Raw genomic sequence first — 22145 nt, forward strand, 5'->3', positions numbered from 1 at the left:
AAACAGGTTTTTATTTTTACATACTAAAAACGCCAGTTATAGAAAATATCTATCGCGCGTTCCAAAGACTGACTCGCTTCCAGATATAAACGGCGGTTCATTTGATAACGTAAGGTGAGTTTATTCACAGGAGTAAACACACCTATGCCATAGCGGATAAATAAATCTGGTGTGATATACCCTGTCAGGCTGACTTGAGTATCATCTCCTGTACCCTGTGCGTCCAATGCCAGACCACTCAGACCAAAGGTTCGACCAATCTGGTTGGTTAAAGCCCGTGTACCCCCCAGACCCATACTGATACCAGCGGCTGCAATGGTATTGTTCACGTCTGACTTAAAGCCTTCAGTATTGCTTAAACCACTGCCACCCTCATTGATACGTCCCGTAAGCAAGGCATTGAGGGCCTCTTGTTCTGACAAGCCAGCATCATTATAAACCTGAACATTCGGCACAGTTGCCGTACCTGTTACCCGTACCCCAACCATACTGCCTTGCACAGGTTTATTGGCATCAATATCCAGTGTTGGGTTGGCCAATGGCCCATTAAAACGGGCAATGGCTCGGTTCAAGTCCAGACTTTGACCATAGGCCTCAATTTTCACTTCCTGGCTCACCCCAATCGCACCATTGGCACGCATTGCGGTTTCGAGACCACGCTGGGATAGATGCAAACGTCCAACGAGTGGAATATTACTTCCAAAGCCCTGGAAAACAACCTGATTGCCTAACGTCAGGGTCATATCAGCACGAATGTCCCACGGTTTTGCTGACTTTAAGGTTGCCAACAAGTCCTGTCCTTGCTGCACAACACGGACATCAGGCGAAACGTTAATCACGGTTGCGGTGGTTTCTGGCATTGAAATGCGCGCGCGAGGGACATCAATTGACCCTTTCAAGCTTAAGCGCTGATCAAATGGATAAACATCAAGGCTTAAATCAGGCTGGACAATTGCAGTGATCATTGGTGCCTGACGAATCAACAGGTTGTCACCTTTTAAGGTCAATGCCAGATGTGGTTCTTCTTTCCAGTCAAAGCTACCCTTTAAGCGACCCACACCTTGCCCACTGTTAAACGCACCATCAATACTGGCTGAATCCTGACGGATTGAGGAATACAACTGGATATTGGTGAGATTGACAGGCAATGAAATCATGCTGATGGCACCATTTTTCAGACGCATTTCACCTGTGAATTGAGGTTGAGTTAAAGTCCCATTCACTTTACCAGCAAGTGCAAGCGTGCCCGCCATTGAACGGACATCCTTGATAAATGGTTTAAAAACTTTTAACTGAACATCATCAAAAGCTACTTCGCCACGCATTGGCATATTATCCTGAAAAGGATTGACAATCACATTCGCATAACCCGTTCCAATATCTGGGGTTTTCATGTCGATACGGAACAACAACCCATCACTGACACTCTTTGCAATCAGGCTCAACTCATCATAAGTCATGGTGGTGGCTGGTTCTTGTGGATCATCTGCCGCCAAGCCAATCTCACCCTTGCGTGTCACCAGGCTGGCATCAATTTTTGGACGGTTACCCTGAACCCATGAGGCCTTGGCATAACCATTCAATTGACCCGTAACCGCCAATCCTTCTGGCATAAAAGCAGTAAAGTCATTTAAGTCGATATTTTTGGTAATGACAGAGACATTACCCTTGGCCTGACTAATACGTGCAGGCTGATCCAGACATAACTGGCTGTGTGCACTCTGCCAGCAATGCTGCCCAACATACAGTTCGGATAATCGGGTTGAATACACAATCGCCGCATTTTGATTTTGCACAAGATTGATACGTGGCGAAGCAAAGTTTCCTTTTTGCAGTTGCCCCAGCCATTCATTGTTTGAGTTAAAGCCGCCTGCAAGCTGTAGATAGAAATTTGATTGTCGATTTTTGCTTTCAACTTTTAATACATGCGCCTTACGTGTTCCAGCCAGATTGACCGTAGCATTCTCGATTTCACGATTGCCACTGCGTAAATGGTCAATTTTTGCAGCCAATAACGTTGGGGTGGTTTCTGATGTTGGCAATTCACCCTGAATACGCAACGATCTAACACTTGCCACATCCTTGAATGCAAAATTATCCACGGCAATATTTGCGATTGCCTTTAAGCGTGGCTGGGACTGCACATTCAGGCTGCCATAGGCACGGCCTTTCAGACCTGGATATAGTTCATAGAGTGCAGGTGCATTGAGCTTGATTTTCAGGCTTTGGGCATTACCCGTTGCCTGTAACTGATTTTGTGCATAGGAAAAATATAAATCATTGGCTTCAAACTGTTGTGGCAAAAAGCCTTTCTGGTTGGAATCCAGCAAGAGCGTCAGGTTGCCGCGTCCCCTGATTGGCTTATTATTAATAAAACCAGCGGCATTCAGTTGACGGATATCAATACGTTTTAGCTGTTCAGACCAGACACCCTGTGTTTTTACGTGACCAGACACTTCACCCTTAACACTGGAAACGAAATATTGGGGTTTAAAACGTACCAGTGAGGCATCCAGATCCCAACCCAATTTATCTTTAAGATTGACTGCGCCAGTGGCATAGACTTTACCCGCTACACCATCATGTTTTAGCTGATTGATCTTAATGTATTCAGGTGTACCCGCAATATTGATTTTTAATAAGCCATTGCCCTGATTTAAGGCATTGAGTGAGCCATCATAATTCACGGCAAAACTTTTAAAGCCGCCACCCGCTTTTTGATCATGGAAGATAAGAGCCGCTGTACTTTTTCCTTTTAAGGCAACCGTTTCAGTTTTACCTGCCTGGGCCAGTTGTCCCTTGAGATCAATCTGGTCAAATTGAATGATCTGCTGGTTGGGTTTGGCAAAACCAGTCGCTTTAATCTGACCGTTAAGTAGATTAACAGGTGCTGTTGCAACCACTGTCTGCGGATTAAAATTTTGTGCCTGTAGCTGTGCCTGCCATGCAAGCTGCTGCTTTTCATTTGGCAGTTTCACCTTGGCCTGACCTGTTAGGCTGCCTTTTTCAGCCTGATAATGGAAACGTTCCACATCTAAAAGATCACCTTTTACATCAAAGCGTGCATTATACTGTCCTGTTGGTAACAGTGTTTTCTCATGCGGACGCACCTTGGTTGACACATAGATATCCTGTTGTCCCTCTTTCAGCGTAACATCAGTATACCCTTCGGCACTACTCAACCAGCCAATATAAGGCACAGCCCGATCAATTCCTTGCCATGCAATATTTAACATCATTGGTTGAGCTTTGTGATCTTTTGCCTCAGCCTGATTGAGCTTGATGGCCCAGCTTTCGTATTTATCGAAATCAAGATTGGCTTTTAAGGACAGCCCTTTTTCCATTGAACCTGATGAACTTAGGTTTGCGTCCAGATTGGGCGGCAAGAAATCCTGAGCCACTTGCGGCAAAGTTTTATCTTTCGGGTTTAATTTTTCCAAACGCCCCTTAACATCCCATGACACATGATTATGCCAATTCACCACACCCTTAAGACCAACCCTACCACCCATCAACTGACCATTAAAATCATTGATATTGAGCTGGTTTTTCAAGTCAGTATCCATCAGGGCATTATATTTCCCCTCAGGAATCTGTTCACCTTTCAGGTCGGTATCCAGTGTCAGAAGTAACTTTTGAATGTCACCGTTAAACCGCGCCACGCCATCTTTTGCAAATAATTTCTGTTCTTTTAGCAAGGGTAAATGATAATTTTTAAAGAACAATTCGCCGTTCATTGGTACACGGTCACGTACAGGATGAACCACAACCCAACCTGTGAGTAGATCAGGGGTACGGGTTGCAACTCCTGCCTTTAAGGTATCAAGTGTTCCTCTGGCGACAACCTTGATAATCTGGATATCCAGACTTTTTAATGAGGGAATTATCAGGTCAGTTTTGAGATTCAATGGGTATTTACCGATAAAATCCATTTCACCTGTTGCATGCTGGAGCGCCAGATAACCCATATCCATGCGGGAGTCTTCGAACTTAAGCTTTGTTCCCGACCATAAGGCATTCTTTAAATAAATATCACTAAAGTCGATCTTCGAGGTGCTGGTCTTGATTTGAAGATGGTCTATAGTTGCCTCATCTACCCTTAATACAAAAGGCAATTTAATCGCATCAAAGGAAAATGGTTTACCTGATGGCGGTTTTTTATTCACAATCCTTAAGTTACGTACATCGGCATGGCTTAAGTGCAGTTCCTTGTCTAACAGGGCACGCCAGCCTAAAGACACATCGACCCGATCCAGCGACACATCCACAGCCTTGACTTGCAGCAATACATTTTTCAGGATGATCCCTGAAAGCAGGTTGCCACCCTCATATTCATATTTAATGACTTTCTGGCTTTGCAGCACACGATCCAGTAGGAAAAGGCTTCCCTTGTCCGTAGACATCATCACCATTAACGAGCTGACCAGCAATAAAAGAATGATCAGCACAATCAGCGCAATGCTTCGAAGAATGCGCCGTTGCCGTCTTGGTCTTGTTGGAGGTAACTGCTGTTGTGCTTCCGTCATAATCAACCTGAATTGTTTGACCTTTTAAAGGTTTTTTAAAAAGTTATTAAAGCTGTGGACCAATAAAGAAATGCAGTCGGATTGGGTTGTTGTCATTCGAGATACCTGAAGCAACATCTAGGCGAATCGGCCCAATCGGTGATCTCCAGCGTATGCCCAAACCAATACTGTACTCGGTTGGATTGCTAAACTGCTTATCATAGGCATTACCAAAATCAGAAAATATCGCTGCACGCCAGCCATCTTTAAATTGATAGTTATACTCAAGTGATCCCACGGCCAAGGCCTGTCCACCAATTTTATAGCCACCTTCTTCTGGTGATAGGCTCTTGTAGTCAAAACCGCGTAACGACTGATCCCCACCTGTGAAGAAACGTAAATTATAAGGAACCTTGTTGAAGTTGTCGGTAAAGATATAGCTGGTGTCGCCACGCCCCACAAACTGGTGGTTGTCATTTTCACCCATTGAATAGATAAAACGCCAGCCTCCCGTCAGGATGGCCATGTTGGCATCTGTCAATAATGATTCTGTACCCAACTCAACCTTGTAAATCTGTTTAAAGCCTTTGGTTGGGTTTAAAGGTGAATTGGCATTGGTTTTTGACGCTTCATAACTGAGCAGCAAGGATTCCTGTTCGGAGTCGATTCCTGAAACCTTAAACGCGTCAGGAAGTTCATTGACATCAATATCGCCTTTTTTGGTTAGGCGATCTAAACGGTAACGTAAACCAATGATGTGTTGCCAATCACCCAAAGGATTTTTAATAACACGTTCACCACCTAAAACAGCAGACTCAACCAATAAATTAATATCTGGGCCAATGTCATTGCGCTCTTCACGTTCATAACCACCGACAAGGTTGAAATAGTCATTAAGAGGATGCTTGTAGGGAATACTATAGCGTCCATCAATGGACTGACGAATCTGCGACAATTCAATGTTGGCATCAAAAGAATGTCCATATTTATTGACAATGGCACGACGATACTGGCTACGAATACGCGCACCTGTATCAGTTCCATAACCGACACCCGTTTCCAGACTATTTAATTTATCGGCATTCAATGTCACCACGATTGGAATTTTTTTCTCGATTCGGGTTTGCTCTTCAAGCTTGTGGCGTTCCTCATCTTCATCATCATGGTCATGTGAACGTGGTGCTGTGCGGGCAACTGAATAGGCCTGTGCAGACTCGCCACCAGAGAATACGGTCTCATCGACCACATTTTGTGTGACTTCCTGTGCAGAGGTAACTTTCTGACGTGCCAGATCAGCCTTTTGCTGACTATTCATCAACTGTGACTGCTGAAGTTTCTGCTGGTCTACCAATGCCTGTAAGTCAGGCGCCAATTCCAAAGGAGGTTGAATCGGGTCTGGCTTGATGGTGTCAACAAGGGTGTAATTGAAATAACGGGTATTGGTCAGGTTATTTGCTAAGACATTGACACGCCAAAATGCGTAGTCATTACCCTCTTTCCACGGTGCCAAACTATCAAGCACTTTTTGGGTAAGCGGCAGTGGCTTGCTTGGGTCACTCATACGGTATTCGACTTTTTTCAGCTTATAACGCTCACCCGTCTCATATTTCAGGTTGATCTCTGCTGTTTTATCAGGCTGCGTAATCTTGACATCATGCAAACGCCAGTAGGCATCAAAGAAACCGTTATCATTGGCTGCACTGACAATTTTTGTTTTGGTTTCTTCGTATTTGCCATGATTAAAGATATCACCCTCATCCTGTTCTGGAATTAAACGAATCACTTGTAGTTGAGGTAATCTTTCACCAGCCCCCGAAAATTCAATATTTTGCTCTTTAATCAGGATAGGCTCATTGGGTGTGACAATCACTCTGACCCTGCTGTCACTCAACCGTTCAAATTTATATACCGCATTATAATAACCAACCGCCTGTGCAGCTTGATTGGTTAAGGCCCTTAACTGGGGTAAAGCCAGATTGAAGTCTTCAAAAGCCTCTTGAGTAAAGCTGGATAGTTTGGCCTTGATATTGGTGGCAAGTACGGGAGGTGCACCCGTCACATCAGCAGTGATACGTGGAGTTTTTTCGGCATTAAGCAGGTTTTCAGGATGGAACCGATTCCATATCTTTCTAAAAAATCCGACTTTTTCCTGTGATGATTCAGGCTGGGGCTGGAACTCAGGCAGGGTTCGTCCTGCTTCATTGGCCTCAACCACAATTTTACTGTCGGTCTGGATGTCCTGCATCAGTTTGTCAATGTTGACAGGGGCCTTGGTGACTTCCGTGAGCTCAGTTTGTGAAACATCATTGACCAGCACAGCAGGCGTTTTTGCCGCATTGTCACGGGAATTCTGGGCTTCTTTTTTCGCCTCTTCAGCTACACGGAAAATTTCATCTGCCATGCCCTGATCAATCGTCATGCTGGGCAAATCTTCCAGATTGTCTTCCATTTGGATCGGTTTTAATTCTTCAATCTGGTTTGCGGCCTGTTCCTGCTGTTTTAACGCAGCCAAACTGTCTTGTTGTGGTACCGAAACGGTTTGGGGTTCACTGTCCAGTTGCGGTTGAGGTGATATGGTTTCAGCAACTGTTTTTGCCTCAAGCTGTGTAGTTGAGGATTCCAGCGCTTCATTTTTAGCCAGCTCCGTGATTTTTTCCTGTGCACAAGCAACTGATATACAAGAACTAATCAGAAACCCACCACAAATAAGTTTAGGAAAGCCCTGCATTTTAAAAATTAAATGCATAGAATGACTCAGTGCAGACGGTTTAAACTTTGCTTGAGATGGCATGTAGAACTCTAAACTTATTTTTTAATGTGTCGTTTTTTGTGGATAAAAATTTATTCAAATCTTTGATTTTCATCCAATCAAACATTAAAAAATATCATACATGCATTTTAGTGCATTTTTACAGTTCGTCACATTTTTTTATAAAACACAATGAAGTGAACAAATGATGAAACAAGATGACCGCTTAATGACATCTCGTCGGTTTGCACCGATGTTTTTCACTCAATTTTTTGGTGCGCTCAACGACAATGTTTATAAGCAGGCGCTCCTTCTGGTGATTACCTATGGCTGGATTCAACAACAGTCTGCACCCATCAGCACACTCAACAATTTAGCCGCTTTACTGTTTATATTGCCCTACTTTCTCTTCTCCGCCACCGCAGGACAGATTGCCGATAAATACGAGCGTTCTCAACTAATCCGCTTTATCAAGATTCTTGAGATCGTGATTATGCTGATTGGGAGCGCAGGTTTCTTACTGGGTAATTTATGGCTACTGTTATTTGCCTTATTCCTGATGGGAACACATTCCACCTGTTTTGGGCCAATCAAGTACGCCATTCTGCCTGAAATCCTTAAACCACAGGAATTGATGTCGGGAAATGCATTGTTCCAGTCGGGTACATCTATCGCCATTTTGGTGGGTATGATTCTGGGCGGTGCGGTGATTGCCTCATCTGAGGGTAATTTGCTGTGGATTAGCATCACAGTGGTAACTATTGCCTGCTTAGGCTATTTATCCAGCCGTTTTATTCTGCCGCAAAAAGTGGCCGAGCCTGACCTTAAAATTGACTGGAACTTTTTTCGAACCAGCTTCCAAACCTTGAAATATGTCAAAGGCATCCCTTTGATTTTTACGATTCTGCTTGGCAATTCATGGTACTGGTTTTATGGGGCAACTTATCTCACCCAGATTCCCCAGCTTAGCCAACAAAATCTCCACGCTTCAGAAAATGTGGTTAGCTTATTACTTACCTTTTTCTCCATCGGCATTGGTGTAGGTTCACTACTATGCCGAAAGATTGGTGGGCGTGAAATTAATATTAAGATGGTGCCTTATGGCGCGATTGGCTTAACCTTATTTGCGGTTTATCTGGCTGCAAGCCTTGCTTTTGTGCCTGAACGCACAGGCGAACTGCTTTCATTAAAAGATATGTTTACAGGTGGCATGGTGTATTACCATGTCATGCTTGCCGTAACCTTACTGGGAATTAGCGGCGGGTTTTATATCGTCCCACTCTATGCCATGATGCAAGCCTATTCACCACGTTCCCATCGTGCCCGTGTGGTGGCGGCGAATAATATTTTAAATGCGGTGTTCATGGTGTCCTCTGCAATTTTCTCAATTTTAATCTTAAGCATTTTAAAAATTGATATTAAAATCTTGTTTATCATCACCGCCATTTTAAGTGCGATTTTTTCATTCTGGTTATTAAAACGACTTAAACCCTTGCTGGCAGATACGTCGAATACTTTAGAGGATTAATCTATGCGTCATTACACAGGTCTCGATAAACTGATCAACTCATTTGACCAGGCACTGCGTAGTTTGGTTCCAGGTGCGACAAGCTCCCAACGTACAAACCCTGCTACCGATGAACCATCACAGTTATGTGTCAGTGATGCCCGTCATGTCGCAGGTTTAATGCGTGTCAATCATAGTGGTGAAGTTTGTGCTCAGGCGCTTTATCATGGTCAGGCACTGACAGCAAAACTCCCCCATGTACGTCAGGAAATGCAGCAAGCGGCGATTGAGGAACAGGATCATTTGGCATGGTGTGAAGATCGTTTGAAAGAACTAGACAGCCACACCAGTGTACTCAATCCAATCTGGTACGGTCTCTCCTATGGTATGGGTGCCATTGCAGGCATTGCTGGGGACAAATACAGTCTCGGCTTTGTCGCTGAAACGGAACGTCAAGTCAGCCAGCATTTACAGCAACATTTGCAACAACTGCCCGAACATGATGAACGTTCACGCAAAATATTAGAGCAAATGAATGAAGATGAGCTGCATCATCGTGATACCGCCTTACAGGCTGGCGGCGTGGACTTACCCGTGCCAGTCAAAATCACCATGACTGCAATTTCAAAATTGATGACAAAAACCAGTTATTATCTTTAAGAAATTAAGGGAGTCATATCGAATGACTCCCGCTTATATCAACGCTTAACGTAATCCATGCTCTGCCTTAAATCGTTCCAGATTCCTAACCGCATTCTGATAACGAGATTGCACAGCACTACTGTTTAAGCGTAAATCATAAAGCCGTTTTTTGTAATCATCCCGATCTTTTACCGATAAATCTTTACGTTCCAATTCTTTGAGATAGTAGTTTAAATCACTTTGTGAACGGTTAAATTCTGAATTCGCCTGATAATAATTATTGGCAACCTGATAATACCTTCGTAGAGACTCACGCTTTTCCAAAGGACAAACCCGAAAATCACCACGCCCCTCTAATGCCTCATTGAAAATGGTTTCAGGTCGGCAATAATAGCTCAAACCTTTCTGATAACCTTTTTCATATAGGCTTTGATTTGGAATAATATTGGCTTTTTGACAAGAGGAATAATACTGGTCCAAACGTGATTCGCGCCCAGCCGCACCATCTTTTTCGCCGACATTTAACCAGTTTGCAGTTTTACATTGTTCAACGCTCATGGCGGCACAACCAGAAAGCAAAAACGTCAAAATAGAAAATGGTAAAATAATTTTCATACAACTATTCCTATTATTATCAATTTATTTACAGCAAAACATTACATTGTAATGACAGGGTAATGAATCTGTTGATCATAAATTAAATCAGCTTGCTGCCATAAATCATAGAGTGGAATTTTGACATCCAGGGCCAATGGTAACTTTTTTGGATTGAATTGCATATTTGTTAAGTTTGCGCCCCATGCAATCACATCAATATCCAGACTAATATGATGCGATGGGCGAACACGTCCCGACTGTGTCTCTAATCGTTTTAAAGTCTCGATAATGTCATCAACCGATAAAGTGCTTCGTAATAGGCAGGCTGAATTCCAGTAATCTGCCCCAATTCCATCCCGACATGGAATCTGGTAAATCGGTGAAAATTCCACATGCCCCAGTTCTGCAAGTTGAGCATAGGCAAAAGTGAAATTTTGCTGCTGCTGAACATTACTGGCCAGTGCGAGCGCAAAAATCGTTTCTGTTGCGTTCAAGGCGAATTCCTACTGCATTGGCTTGGGCAATAATGGCGGGTTTACGAATGGTAATGCTGATCGATTCAATTGATGGAAATGTAGAAAATAGACAGTTCAATACAAGTTGAGCAGCGTGCTCAATGAGTTTGGGTTTGGCTTGCTGAATCACTTGTGCCGCAAGCTCACAGATTTGGGCGTAGTTGAGTGTATCGTCCAACTCATCTGAACATGCAGCCTGAGTCAGGTCATTATGAATGGTTAAATCCAGCATTAAAGGTTGGATGATCTGACGCTCCCAGTTGAAACAACCGATTACGGTATCGACCTTTAGTCCCTCAATAATAATGGCATCCATAATGACCTTAATAAACCGATAAATAAGATTAATGCTTTAACAATGAAGCAGATTCAATATTGTGAACCATTTTCAAACGCTGGTCAGCATAAATATCGGTATATGGTGCGAGAACACGCATGAAACGATCAAAATATAACATTTGCTTGAATAACAAGGCGAAGTCACGCGGAAACTTGATACCGTGACGCTCACCTACGCCAATCATATCCATCATGATGTCATTAAGGTCTGCTGGATTAGAGCTTAGAATTTCCTGAGGATCGGCCAAGAGCACACCACTAAACAGACGCTCCAAGTCATCTGCAAGTACCTGAGTGTCAATTTTTTGATGAGTCATGCCCATTTTCAGCATGTTTTCAGCCATTGCCGTATAGTTGGTATGTTGTAGCGCGTCCATAAATGCCATACATGCACTCCAGACCTCTGGGTTTAACTGACCTACAATACCGAAGTCAATAAAGCCAATGCGGCCATCTTCAAGCAACATCAGGTTTCCAGCATGTAAATCGGCATGAAAGCTCTTGCACAGCATTAAACTTCCAAACCATGTATTCATCGCGGTAATCAGCACTTGGGTTGGGTCTTTTGCGTATTTTTTTACCACATCAAAGTCAGTTAATGACACACCATAAAGACGTTGCATGGTTAACACACGGCGAGTCGAAAACTGATGGTAAACCTTTGGTGCTGTGGCAGCCTGATTACCCGAAACATTCAGATATTGAATGAAATCATCCAGATTTTGCGCCTCTTCAATAAAGTCCACTTCCCGTACCATACGGACCTTGATTTCATCAACAATCTCGGAAAGTGATGCGAACTTGATTTTAGGTACAGCACGTTCCAGCAGCTTGGTTGCCCAATGCACCACATTTAAATCGGTATATAGAATGGTTTCCACACCAGGCTTTTGGACTTTAATTACCACATCTTCGCCTGTAACCAATTTTGCGGCATGCACCTGCGCGATTGATGCAGAAGCCAATGGTTTTTCATCAATAAAACTAAAAATTTCATTGAGGTTCCTGCCCTCAAACTCCTCATTCAATACGCCCTGAATATAGCTGAAAGGTAAGGTTGGCGTCTGGTCTAGGCAGCCTTGAAATTCCTCAACATATTCACGAGGAAATAAAGATGGGGTACTGGCAATAAATTGTCCTAGCTTAATGTAAGTTGAACCCAATGATTCAAAAGTTTCACGCATCAATTTAGCATTGCTTGGTTTTTCTGTTGCATATTTGACACCTGCCTGTGCCGCAACAATCACAGTTTCACCTATACGCCCAATGGAACGCAGTCCATCAAATAAAATATTTCTTTTCATAATCTTTCAGTGCCTCATAGATGGCGTTAGTTTAGCAAATTTTGCTTAATTTACTGATCAAGTTGCCTGACAAATCGGACAATTTTCATCTTTTTCAAACTGTAAAATGCGTTGGGAAAGGTTTAAACCATTCCAAAGTAATAATTTTTGCCTGAGTGGCGTTAAACCAAGCCCTAAAAACAGTAATGCGTGATGAGCCTGTAATGCTGCAATTGTGACAGGTGTTGTTGCCAAAACACCAGAGTCTGCACAGCGTAGATTTTCATTGGCATGTTGCTCTTTTGGGAACAGGCACTCATAACATGCTGAATCTGATTCAACCATAAATAATTGTCCCTCAAAGCCAATGGCCGAAGCACTAATCAAGGGAACTTGATGTTTTTTGCACAGCGCATTAACTAAATATCGGGTACTAAAGTTATCACAACCATCTAAAACGACATCTTGGTGCCGTACCAATTCATCAGCATTACTTTCATCAAAACGACTATTTTGATAGTTCACCTGTATATGAGGATTAATTTTTTGAAGATGTTTGGCTAAGACTTCTGCCTTATAATGACCTAAATCATTTGAAGTAAATGCGATCTGTCTTTGCAAATTGCTGATTTCGATGGTATCCGCATCAATAATGGTAATTTTACCCACACCTGCCCGCGCCAGCAGTTCCGCACTGGTACAGCCGATTCCACCAGCGCCAATCATCAGCACATTGGCAAGCTTGAGTTTTTCTTGCGCCTCGATATCCCAACCCTCCAATAAAATTTGTCGACTGTAGAGATGCATTTCATCATTACTGAGTTCAAATTCATTTTCTGGATGTTGTGACACGTGGCTTGCTTCTGTATAGCTCAATCATGTTGCTGATTTTAAGTGGATGTATGTTTTGAGGAAAGTAATAAATTTTATTTTGACAAATAGAATAGCTTAACCATTTGAGTGTCCCAGAAATCATACCCGTTGAACTTCCGAAAGCCTATCGATTGCTAAATCATGGCCCCACTGTACTCGTTTCTGCCCAGCACGGCGAAGATCAGGATGTAATGGCAGCGGCATGGGCCTGTGCACTGGAAATAACACCTGCCAAAGTTACGGTTGTACTGGATAAAAGTACCAAGACAAGGCAACTGGTTGAGCAAAGTGGTTATTTTGCCTTACAAGTTGCCTGTTTCGATCAAATTGATATGGTGCATCAACTAGCGATGGTTTATTCCATCGCTTTTCTACTTTTCACAATCTTAAATCTTATTTAGCCGCCATACGGATGCCACCATCCAGACGAATCACTTCACCATTCAGATATGAATTTTCAGCAATGTGTGCAACTAAACGCGCAAATTCTTCAGGACGACCCAAACGTGATGGATAAGGCACCATTTGCCCCAAAGCATCCTGTACATTTTGTGGCAAGCCTTTCAGCATTGGCGTTTCCATAATGCCAGGTGCAATGACCATGACACGAATCGCATGGCGCGCCAATTCACGGGCAATCGGCAAGGTCATGGCAACCACCGCACCTTTTGAAGCTGAATAGGCAGCCTGACCAATCTGACCATCAAAAGCTGCAACTGAAGCCGTATTGACAATCACGCCACGGTCTTCATCGTCTGCTTCAACTGTATTCTTACTCATGGCCTCAGCAGCAAAGCGTAGCATATTAAATGTACCAGTCACGTTGATCTGCAAGGTTTTGGAGAACATTACCAAATCATGTACACCTTCTTTGCCCAGCACTTTTGCAGATGGGCCAATGCCTGCACAGTTGACCAAGCCATGTAAACTGCCATGCTTGGCAATGACATCTTGAAAGAATTGTTCCGCCGCCTGTTCATCAGTCACATCCAGCTTTACAAACTCAGCCTTTTCACCCAATGCCTGTGCCTGTTGTTCGCCTGCCTCAACATTCATATCAACCAGCGTAACTGATGCGCCTTTTTCCACCAGATATTCTGCGGTTGCAGCTCCCAAACCAGAACCACCACCTGTAATAACAAAGTGTTTTCCCTGAATTTTCATTGGAATATTCCTGTTTACATAAAAATTATAAATGTTCGGCACTTAGCATAATTATTATGATCACAAATGCAATATCTTAATATCGCACAATACATGTCGTTTTTGGCGATTCTTATTTAATCTAGCTTCTGTCCCAAGCTCACCCGATCATTGCCACCATAATCCTTGATGGTCTGGATTTGGTTAAAACCGTACTGCTCAAAGATGTCACACACCGCCTGACCTTGATCATAACCATGTTCAAGCACAATCCAGCCGTGTGGTTTTAACCAGTCTTTGCCTTGACGCATAATCGTTTCAATATCCGCTAAACCATGATTGGCTGCAATCAACGCCCGTTCAGGCTCAGATTTCAGCTTTTGCATGTGGAGATCATCAGGATCAATATACGGTGGATTAGAGACAATCAGATCAAAGCTTTGTTGATCTAAAGCCTCAAACCAAGCACCGCAGGCAAACTTAACCTGAGTTAAGCCATGCTTTAAGGCATTTTCTTTGGCAACATCCAGCGTTGGCTGATAAATATCAGTTGCAATCACTTGCCACTTTGGACGCTCACTGGCAAGCGCCAATGCAATTGCGCCTGTGCCTGTGCCTAGATCAACAATATTGGCATCTTGAGCAAGCGGAAGATTTAAAACCGTTTCCACCAAAATTTCGGTATCAGGACGTGGCACCAAAGTGTCATGGGTGACTTTTAAATCCAGCGTCCAGAATGGTTGTGAGCCTGTGACATAGGCCAAAGGCTCACCCTGTTCAATTCGGGCCAGCCCATCCAAATAAGTTTGCTGCTGAATTTCTGTCAATTCCTGCTCAAGCCTAAATTTAAGCTCTAAAATACTGACACCTATAATATGCTCAAGTAGCCAGGCAGCTTCCTGACGCTCATAGCTATCAATTTCGCCTTTAATCTCTAAAGCCTGAGCAATATTCATTAGCCACCATTTTCCTGTGCCAGCATTGCCAACTGATCTGCCTGATATTCACGATGCAGGCTATCCAGCAATTCAGTTAAATCGCCTTCCATAATTGCATCCAGCTTATATAAAGTCAGGTTAATACGGTGATCGGTCATCCGTCCTTGTGGATAGTTGTAGGTACGGATACGCTCAGAACGGTCACCTGAACCCACCAGATCACGACGCATTTCAGAAGTTGCCGCATCAGCCGCTGCACGTTTTGCATTTTCCAGACGTGATACTAACAACGCCATCGCTTTGGCTTTGTTCTTATGCTGGGAACGTTCTTCTTGACATTCCACCACCACACCTGATGGAATGTGAGTAATACGCACCGCAGAATCGGTTTTGTTAATGTGCTGACCACCCGCACCCGATGCACGGTAGGTATCAATACGTAAATCGGCAGGATTGATTTCCACTGTGGTATCGACATCAACTTCTGGCAGAATGGCAACCGTGCATGCGGAGGTATGCACACGACCTTGTGATTCGGTTGCAGGTACACGCTGTACACGGTGTGCGCCACTTTCAAATTTCAGGCGACCATAGACACCCTCTCCATCGACACGGCAGATCACTTCCTTATAACCGCCATGCTCACCTTCATTTTCAGAAAGCACTTCGATACGCCAGCCTTGATTCTCAGCATATTTGCTATACATACGGAACAGGTCACCTGAAAAAATTGCAGCCTCATCACCGCCTGTTCCCGCACGAATTTCCAGATAGGCCGCATTGGCATCATTCGGATCTTTTGGAATCATCAACACATTCAGTTGATCTTCCAGTTCCACCAAAAGCTCTTTATTGGCCTTGATTTCTTCTTCTGCCATGTCCTTGAAATCTGGATCAGATTTCATCATCTCAGCTGTTTCAATATCTTCCTCAGCTTGACGATATTTACCCCAAACCTCGGTGATTTCAGTTAAGTCATTATGTTCACGGGACAGTTTACGAAAACGTTTATTGTCCGAAATCACTTCTACATCAGCGAGTAATGCAGTCAGCTCTTCATGACGATCACAAAGTTGATCCAGTCTTAAACGGAGTGATGCTTTCATGGGCGAAATATCTCAAAATTCAGGTTTGTGCGAATACAACATATACCGCACAATTAACATTAAAAAATTGCGCATAGTGTACAGATTCTGGTGCTTAAAAGACATAGAGAAACGGGCCAACTTACCCATTCGCCCTCATTTCATCATAAATTGTTCAGTTTTGGTTGTGGACACTTGTTCTTGGATTTGTGCTCCGATATAAATAATCAGGGACAAATAGAAAGATAAAACAACAGGATAATATGTATGAATAATTTTATTAATCGTCCAACCTCCGCATTTATTGCGGCAAGCTGGGTTGCTTTACTTGCTGGGGCGGTCGGATTCATGATTGGGCTATGGAATGCCAATATGCCCTTGCATGAAAAAGGCTACTATCTGGTCATTTTACTCTATGGTTTATTTTCTGCCGCCTCATTGCAGAAAACCATTCGTGATCAATTGGAGGAAATTGCTGTTACCACAATTTACTATGGTCTGTGCTGGGTATCCATGGCAGTCTGTATCGTGCTGTTATTGATCAGCCTATGGAATGCTGACATCACCATGAGTGAAAAAGGTTTTTATATTATGTCATTCCTGCTAAGCCTGTTTGGGGTTGTTGCAACACAAAAGAATATTCGTGACCTAAATTACCTACGCCTGCAAAATGAGTTGAATCCCCGCCAGTTGAAACTGGAGGATTCCCCACAGCAAGATCATCAACAAGATTAAATTTAGCTTAAGGAAGTTCAGCCCGAGAACTTCCCTATTTCGCGATGATGCTTACTATCCATATGCTTTATCATCATTATTTCTCTTTTAAATTTATTCACCAAAACAAAACGCTACAATCCAGACACCAAAACGTAATAATTCAGGCAGCCATCTCCACAATTTTCCCCTCAAACTTTGTTACATTTCCCTCCATTACAAAAGATGTCGTCAAAATGAAAGCGAATATTTGGTTATTGGGTGCGATTTTAGCCAGCTCAACTTTGGTGACTACAGCACACGCTGATAATGCAACTCGTGTTGCTGCCACATCTGCCTTGGGAAGTGTGGTGGGCACTGCAATTGGTAAGGAGATCGGTGGCAACAATGGTGCCATGATTGGTTCCGCACTTGGCGGTGCTGGTGGTGCAGCGGCTGCAAGTAGTAAACATACCCGTACTGAAGCTGCAATTGGTGGTGGTTTAGGTGGCGTGGGCGGTTATACCGTTGGTAAGAATGTAGGTGGTACAACAGGCGGTTATATTGGTGCCGCTGCGGGTGCCGCAGGTGGTGCAGCTTTGGGTCGTAAAGTCGGTCAGGACCGCGACTATGACAATTACCAGTCTAAAAAATACAAGAAAAAAAGAAAGCATCGTCATCACTGATATTTTAGAAAAGCGCCTTTGGGCGCTTTTTTACGATTAAAATTTCTAAAAGCATTTGGTCTTGATGTATTCAACCAACTTCATAGTGTTTCTTTTTATACCGATACAATAAGCACCGAGCGCATCACCCAAGTTTGCAGGTGGAGCATACGTGCTTTTTTTCTGTGCATGTATGGGTTGTTGATAAAGATTTGAGCTACCCTGCTCCATAACCTGCCATATAAATATCTTTATGATCAGGTTGATGTTTCCACTATGAAAATTTTTCATTTATCGGATTAATTTTTTAAATTTAAAAAAATCAAATAGATAAAAAATTAAAGCTCAATAAATTGATGAATTTTTCTCATCGGCCATCTTTTAAATAAGTCACTTTATCCTAGTCTCAGGAATGGCATCAAAATTGCTTCAAGTATTACGTTTTTAAAAAATCGTATTACTCGATAGGTACAAACCTATGCATGATTCAGTATTCTCAAAAAAGAAAAAACTTTTGTTAGGTTTGGGGTCTTTCCTGATTCCCATCCTGATTTGGAGTTGCGTCAGTTACCTGCCCTTTATCTGGCATCCACAGGTACAAATTACCGATTCTGGCAGTGTGTCTTATTTACAGGTCGGCACACGTATTGAAAAAACTGCCTTTTATCGTGAAGCGCAACAGGCAGTGGATGCAGGTAAAACACCGCCAAATGGGATTCTGGTCAATCCAATTTATCTGCCTGCACCACATGAGGTTGCCAAAGCGCTGGTCACATCCTTTACCACACCACCACAACAACCTGATGCGCCGTGGTTGCATCAAAGTCTGTGGCACAGTATCAAGATTGTGTTTATCGCTTTCTTTATTTCATCTCTGATTGGTATTCCACTCGGCATTTTATCTGGCTTTTCTGCCACGATTTCCCGATTGACTGAACCCTTTGTCGAGTTTTTCCGTTATCTACCTGCGCCTGCATTTGGCGCATTGGCAGTTGCCATTTTGGGCATTAATGATGCACCTAAAATTGCCATTATCGTGATCGGCACCTTATTTCAGCAAATCCTGATTATTGCCAATACCACTCGTATGGTGGATCGCGGCCTAATTGAAGCGGGTTATACACTGGGAACAAATAAAGCCAAAAGTTTATTTCATGTGGTGATTCCTGCGGCACTGCCTGATATTTACCGTGATTTACGGGTGTTACTGGGCTGGGCGTGGACTTATTTAATCGTATCAGAATTGATCGGGGCCACTTCGGGGATTACCTGGTTTATCACTCAACAAGCCCGTTACCAGAATTTTGAGAATGTCTATGCCGCTATCTTAATTATTGGTGTGATTGGTTTGGTCACCGATGTGATGTTGATGAAATTAGGCGAACGTCTATTTAAATGGAAAGCAGGAGCAAAATAATGGAAACTCAATTTGATGCGAATGTTTATTTTGAACAAATTTATGCCCGTCCTGTGATTCTGGAAGCAAAAAAACTGACACAGGTGTTTAAGCATGGCAAAGAGCAACGCACCATTCTCAATCAACTGGATTTAAAAATTCATAAACGTGAATTTGTCTGTGTGATTGGCCCGTCAGGTTGTGGCAAATCCACCTTGAGCCGTGTGGTGGCTGGCTTAGACCCTTATCATAGTGGTGAAATTTTAGTTGATGGTCAAGCTATCACAGGCACAAGTTCAGAACGTGGCATGGTGTTTCAGGGCTATACCCTATTTCCTTGGAAAACGGTTAAGCAAAATGTCATGTTTGGGCCTTTGATGAAAGGCATCAGTGCAACTCGTGCCGAAGAGATGGCGAGAGAATGGATCAATATCATTGGTCTAGAAAAATATGAAAACCAGTATCCGCACCAACTGTCAGGTGGGATGAAACAACGAGTTGCAATTGCCCGCGCCTTGGTCAATGAACCCAAGATTTTATTGATGGATGAACCGTTTGGTGCACTTGACCCACATACTCGTCAGAAAATGCAACGACATTTGATGGATTTATGGCAAAACATTGATATCACTATCATTTTTGTTACCCATGACATGGATGAAGCGATTCTACTGGCTGATCGTATTGTGGCGCTCAAAGCCAATCCTGGCGAAATCAAGGAAATTATTGAAGTAGATTTGCCTCACCCGCGTGGTACAGAGCTAATGAATACGCCTGAGTTTCAACGCCTGAGAAACAAGGTAGATCAACTGGTGCATGCTCAGGAAGATGAGCTTGATCCTGCCCTGACTCATTTACCGAAAATTCCCCGTATGACGCAGGTCGATGCTGAATAAAGATTTTGTATAATCTTTGGGACGACCCAAAGCGTTTTATTTATGTGCTGGACGACCAGCTAAATGGTGTGATGCATGAAACAGGATTATGTTTTACCCTTGGTCGATATTTCAAAATTGACCAGTCCACAGCTTGAGGAACGATTACAGGTCGCACAGGAACTGGATCAGGCCTGCCGTGAAGTCGGTTTTTTATATATTCGGGGTGATCAGCTCCAGCCCGCTTTATTTCAGCAACTGGTGCAAACTGCACAGCGCTATTTCGCTCAGGATGAAGCGAAAAAAATGCAAAATTATATTGGTCTGTCTGAAAATCACAGTGGCTATGTGCCGATTGGTGAGGAACGTTTTAAAAGCAATACCTACGATTTAAAAGAAACCTATGATGTCAATTATGATTATCAAGCAACTGAAAATCGTCGTCCTTTAGTTGGCCCAACGCAATGGCCCGATGATGCAGAATTTAAACAAAATGTCCTGAGCTATTATCAGCATATCAAGGATGTCGGACATCAACTTTTTCATGCCTTTGCGTTGGCTCTGGGGCTCGAAGAACAATTCTTTGATGCGCATTTGCAACATGCGCCCAGTCAGCTCAGGCTGATTCATTATCCTTATAATCCTGATGCTGAAGATGCCATGGGCATTGGCGCACATACGGATTATGAATGTTTTACCCTGTTATTTCCGACCGCACCTGGCTTGCAGGTACTCAACAAACAAGGTGAATGGACCGATATTCCACTGGTTAAAAATACCATGATCATGAATATCGGTGACATGATGGAAATTTTATCCAATGGGCATTATATCGCCACCAAACATCGGGTCAAACGGGTCAAGGAAGAACGGTATTCATTCCCTTTATTTTTCTCCTGCGATTATGATTATATGATCCAGCCTGTGATTAAAAATGAAGCACCTAAATATAAGCCATTAAAAGGCGGTGAACATTTATTTAACCAGACTGCGCAGATTTTCCAGTATTTAAAACAACGCATTGATCGGGGTGAGTTGGTGCTGGAAAATGCCATGCCTCTGGATTCTTTTGGTCTGGCTGAATCTGGAGAAAAATAATGGATTTAAATGAATTATTGCAGCAGTTAAGTCCAACTGATCTACAGCAAGTCAGTTTACCCCATTATTTACTCGGTAGTTTTAGGCGTAAAAGTATCAGTTTTTATAATGGACTGACCGATGAAAACACCATTGTTTACTGGTTTCAGTCCCGAACATTTACGCTTGATCTACGCCTGTCAGATGCACGCTCTACTCCCATCACTGAAAGACAAGGCTGGATTGGCGATACGGTTTGGGATCATGCACAGCAGTTACTGTCATGGGATGTTCAGCAAAGCTACCAACCACGCATTCAGTGGCCAGAACCTGCCACATTACATGCGGTAGGTAATTGTCTATTGGAGTTTTCACCCTCCAATGCCTATGTAGAAGATTGGCGACAATTGTCGCATACAGGGCCATTGCTCGGTTTACGCTTGTATCAGGTACAACATCTGGATAATGGTGAAGTATTTGCAATGGATGGCGGATTGATTGTGGCAGGCGCACATATTGCCTATGCACAATCCCGACTGCCACAGATTCAAGACAAACTTTCAGACTTTTCCAGACTTGATCAGGCACTGGCACAAGATGTCATAAATGAAGCAGAAATTGAAAGCTATGAGGTTTCTGTGGCATTCAATAATCCGAAAATTGAATATAGTACGCAAGCCAACCGTGTCGGTGAATCTATACAACTGACTGGTTTTGAATTGAATGATCAGGGCATTATTACGCAAATTCGCCAGATTCATGGGGAAGATTATCTCTGTTATTTTCAGCTTGACCTGTACCAGCCTGAGTTCCAGTTTGTTCGTCAATCGATTACCTCTGACGCAAGCCATAACTGGTTACAGCAGGAACAGGATCATTTGCTTAAAAATGCTCAAGTGGTTGAATAAAGGAGCCTGATTTGCCCTATTTATATTTGGTGATTGCAATTATTGCGGAAGTGATCGCCACTTCTGCACTCAAAGCCTCAAATGGATTTAGCGTTCCTCTGCCCTCACTCATCACAGCGGTGGGCTATGCGATTTCCTTGTATTTCTTATCCTTAACCCTAAAATTTATTCCAGTCGGTATTGCCTATGCAATCTGGTCGGGTGCTGGGATTATTCTTATTTCCAGTATTGGCTGGTTTTTCTTCAAGCAGTCTCTGGATCTGGCGGCATTTATTGGTTTAAGTATGATGATTGCAGGCATTATCGTGATCAATGTCTTTTCAAAAAGTACTCATCTTTAAATTTTTATATAAAT

Annotated in this window: 19 protein-coding genes and 1 pseudogene; 10 read left to right on the forward strand and 10 right to left on the reverse strand. The window is 43.0% G+C overall.

Annotated features, from left to right (window positions below):
• Positions 1-23: 23 nt before the first annotated feature.
• Positions 24-4526 carry a translocation/assembly module TamB domain-containing protein gene (locus F988_RS02370; protein ID WP_004680852.1) on the reverse strand — a complete coding sequence of 1501 codons (4503 nt, stop codon included), beginning with the start codon at positions 4524-4526 and terminating at the stop codon, positions 24-26.
• Positions 4527-4572: 46 nt separating this feature from the next.
• Complete coding sequence (locus tag F988_RS02375; protein ID WP_004680853.1) at positions 4573-7296, reverse strand: autotransporter assembly complex protein TamA; 2724 nt, start codon at positions 7294-7296, stop codon at positions 4573-4575.
• 163 nt (positions 7297-7459) lie between these two features.
• Between F988_RS02375 and F988_RS02380 the strand changes: the two genes are divergently transcribed.
• Together F988_RS02380 and coq7 are read left to right on the forward strand one after the other, a co-directional pair.
• A complete protein-coding gene (locus F988_RS02380) occupies positions 7460-8782 on the forward strand; it encodes an MFS transporter (protein WP_004758157.1) in 1323 nt (440 codons plus the stop codon).
• Positions 8783-8785: 3 nt separating this feature from the next.
• Positions 8786-9421 (forward strand): 2-polyprenyl-3-methyl-6-methoxy-1,4-benzoquinone monooxygenase, encoded by a 636-nt coding sequence (gene coq7, locus F988_RS02385; protein ID WP_004677677.1) that lies wholly within the window; start codon positions 8786-8788, stop codon positions 9419-9421.
• A 45-nt stretch (positions 9422-9466) separates the two neighbouring features.
• Here the strand turns inward: coq7 and F988_RS02390 are convergent, their stop codons facing one another.
• The 5 genes from F988_RS02390 to F988_RS02410 are packed head-to-tail and all read right to left on the reverse strand — an operon-like array spanning position 9467 to position 12944.
• Positions 9467-10018, reverse strand: a complete 552-nt coding sequence (locus F988_RS02390) for a DUF2799 domain-containing protein (RefSeq protein WP_004680855.1) — start codon at positions 10016-10018, stop codon at positions 9467-9469.
• 41 nt (positions 10019-10059) lie between these two features.
• Positions 10060-10494 (reverse strand): 2-amino-4-hydroxy-6-hydroxymethyldihydropteridine diphosphokinase, encoded by a 435-nt coding sequence (locus F988_RS02395; protein ID WP_004680856.1) that lies wholly within the window; start codon positions 10492-10494, stop codon positions 10060-10062.
• The gene (gene folB, locus F988_RS02400) at positions 10451-10831 is read right to left on the reverse strand and encodes a dihydroneopterin aldolase (protein WP_004677684.1); all 381 of its coding nucleotides are present in this window, start codon (positions 10829-10831) and stop codon (positions 10451-10453) included. Before folB ends, F988_RS02395 begins: the two co-directional genes overlap by 44 nt.
• A gap of 28 nt (positions 10832-10859) precedes the next feature.
• Entirely contained in the window at positions 10860-12158 is a 1299-nt protein-coding gene (locus F988_RS02405; protein WP_004680857.1) for an ABC1 kinase family protein, read from the reverse strand.
• 57 nt (positions 12159-12215) lie between these two features.
• Complete coding sequence (locus F988_RS02410) at positions 12216-12944, reverse strand: HesA/MoeB/ThiF family protein (RefSeq protein ID WP_378251358.1); 729 nt, start codon at positions 12942-12944, stop codon at positions 12216-12218.
• Between the two features lie 149 nt (positions 12945-13093).
• On the opposite strand from F988_RS02410, the pseudogene F988_RS14265 reads away from it, so the two are divergent.
• Positions 13094-13366, forward strand: a pseudogene (locus tag F988_RS14265) (flavin reductase family protein); the annotation flags it as partial.
• A gap of 37 nt (positions 13367-13403) precedes the next feature.
• On the opposite strand, the gene F988_RS02420 reads toward F988_RS14265, so the two are convergent.
• From F988_RS02420 to prfA, 3 genes are all read right to left on the reverse strand, one after another.
• Entirely contained in the window at positions 13404-14174 is a 771-nt protein-coding gene (locus F988_RS02420; protein WP_004680860.1) for a 3-hydroxyacyl-CoA dehydrogenase, read from the reverse strand.
• A gap of 116 nt (positions 14175-14290) precedes the next feature.
• Positions 14291-15109, reverse strand: coding sequence for a peptide chain release factor N(5)-glutamine methyltransferase (gene prmC / locus F988_RS02425; protein ID WP_004680861.1), 819 nt, complete (start codon positions 15107-15109; stop codon positions 14291-14293).
• Positions 15109-16197, reverse strand: coding sequence for a peptide chain release factor 1 (gene prfA / locus F988_RS02430; RefSeq protein ID WP_004677700.1), 1089 nt, complete (start codon positions 16195-16197; stop codon positions 15109-15111). The genes prmC and prfA overlap by 1 nt, the downstream gene beginning before the upstream one ends.
• Positions 16198-16443: 246 nt before the next feature.
• Between prfA and yiaA the strand changes: the two genes are divergently transcribed.
• The 7 genes from yiaA (at position 16444) to F988_RS02470 (ending at position 22131) form a co-directional block, all read left to right on the forward strand.
• Positions 16444-16911, forward strand: a complete 468-nt coding sequence (gene yiaA / locus F988_RS02435; RefSeq protein WP_004680862.1) for an inner membrane protein YiaA — start codon at positions 16444-16446, stop codon at positions 16909-16911.
• A 215-nt stretch (positions 16912-17126) separates the two neighbouring features.
• Positions 17127-17555 carry a hypothetical protein gene (locus F988_RS02440; protein ID WP_004680863.1) on the forward strand — a complete coding sequence of 143 codons (429 nt, stop codon included), beginning with the start codon at positions 17127-17129 and terminating at the stop codon, positions 17553-17555.
• Positions 17556-18012: 457 nt separating this feature from the next.
• Complete coding sequence (locus F988_RS02450; protein WP_004680864.1) at positions 18013-18951, forward strand: ABC transporter permease; 939 nt, start codon at positions 18013-18015, stop codon at positions 18949-18951.
• Positions 18951-19826 (forward strand): ABC transporter ATP-binding protein, encoded by an 876-nt coding sequence (locus F988_RS02455; protein WP_004680865.1) that lies wholly within the window; start codon positions 18951-18953, stop codon positions 19824-19826. The genes F988_RS02450 and F988_RS02455 overlap by 1 nt, the downstream gene beginning before the upstream one ends.
• Before the next feature lie 75 nt (positions 19827-19901).
• Positions 19902-20903, forward strand: a complete 1002-nt coding sequence (locus F988_RS02460; RefSeq protein WP_004680867.1) for an isopenicillin N synthase family dioxygenase — start codon at positions 19902-19904, stop codon at positions 20901-20903.
• On the forward strand, positions 20903-21790 hold the full coding sequence (locus tag F988_RS02465; protein ID WP_004680868.1) for a hypothetical protein: 888 nt from the start codon (positions 20903-20905) through the stop codon (positions 21788-21790). Before F988_RS02460 ends, F988_RS02465 begins: the two co-directional genes overlap by 1 nt.
• 11 nt (positions 21791-21801) lie before the next feature.
• A complete protein-coding gene (locus F988_RS02470; protein WP_004680869.1) occupies positions 21802-22131 on the forward strand; it encodes a DMT family transporter in 330 nt (109 codons plus the stop codon).
• Positions 22132-22145 lie beyond the last annotated feature (14 nt).

It is taken from the genome of Acinetobacter parvus DSM 16617 = CIP 108168, from assembly GCF_000368025.1.
Lineage (GTDB): Bacteria > Pseudomonadota > Gammaproteobacteria > Pseudomonadales > Moraxellaceae > Acinetobacter > Acinetobacter parvus.

What these genes read in the sequence shown, in the direction of transcription:
- F988_RS02465 (WP_004680868.1), top strand. Translation starts at nt 20,903, where the DNA reads ATGGATTTAAATGAATTATTGCAGCAGTTAAGTCCAACTGATCTACAG.
- F988_RS02460 (WP_004680867.1), top strand. Translation starts at nt 19,902, where the DNA reads ATGAAACAGGATTATGTTTTACCCTTGGTCGATATTTCAAAATTGACC.
- F988_RS02410 (WP_378251358.1), bottom strand. Translation starts at nt 12,944, where the DNA reads ATGCATCTCTACAGTCGACAAATTTTATTGGAGGGTTGGGATATCGAG.
- F988_RS02455 (WP_004680865.1), top strand. Translation starts at nt 18,951, where the DNA reads ATGGAAACTCAATTTGATGCGAATGTTTATTTTGAACAAATTTATGCC.
- F988_RS02405 (WP_004680857.1), bottom strand. Translation starts at nt 12,158, where the DNA reads ATGAAAAGAAATATTTTATTTGATGGACTGCGTTCCATTGGGCGTATA.
- F988_RS02450 (WP_004680864.1), top strand. Translation starts at nt 18,013, where the DNA reads ATGCATGATTCAGTATTCTCAAAAAAGAAAAAACTTTTGTTAGGTTTG.
- F988_RS02420 (WP_004680860.1), bottom strand. Translation starts at nt 14,174, where the DNA reads ATGAAAATTCAGGGAAAACACTTTGTTATTACAGGTGGTGGTTCTGGT.
- F988_RS02375 (WP_004680853.1), bottom strand. Translation starts at nt 7,296, where the DNA reads ATGCCATCTCAAGCAAAGTTTAAACCGTCTGCACTGAGTCATTCTATG.
- yiaA (WP_004680862.1), top strand. Translation starts at nt 16,444, where the DNA reads ATGAATAATTTTATTAATCGTCCAACCTCCGCATTTATTGCGGCAAGC.
- F988_RS02370 (WP_004680852.1), bottom strand. Translation starts at nt 4,526, where the DNA reads ATGACGGAAGCACAACAGCAGTTACCTCCAACAAGACCAAGACGGCAA.
- folB (WP_004677684.1), bottom strand. Translation starts at nt 10,831, where the DNA reads ATGGATGCCATTATTATTGAGGGACTAAAGGTCGATACCGTAATCGGT.
- F988_RS02390 (WP_004680855.1), bottom strand. Translation starts at nt 10,018, where the DNA reads ATGAAAATTATTTTACCATTTTCTATTTTGACGTTTTTGCTTTCTGGT.
- F988_RS02440 (WP_004680863.1), top strand. Translation starts at nt 17,127, where the DNA reads ATGAAAGCGAATATTTGGTTATTGGGTGCGATTTTAGCCAGCTCAACT.
- prmC (WP_004680861.1), bottom strand. Translation starts at nt 15,109, where the DNA reads ATGAATATTGCTCAGGCTTTAGAGATTAAAGGCGAAATTGATAGCTAT.
- prfA (WP_004677700.1), bottom strand. Translation starts at nt 16,197, where the DNA reads ATGAAAGCATCACTCCGTTTAAGACTGGATCAACTTTGTGATCGTCAT.
- F988_RS02380 (WP_004758157.1), top strand. Translation starts at nt 7,460, where the DNA reads ATGATGAAACAAGATGACCGCTTAATGACATCTCGTCGGTTTGCACCG.
- coq7 (WP_004677677.1), top strand. Translation starts at nt 8,786, where the DNA reads ATGCGTCATTACACAGGTCTCGATAAACTGATCAACTCATTTGACCAG.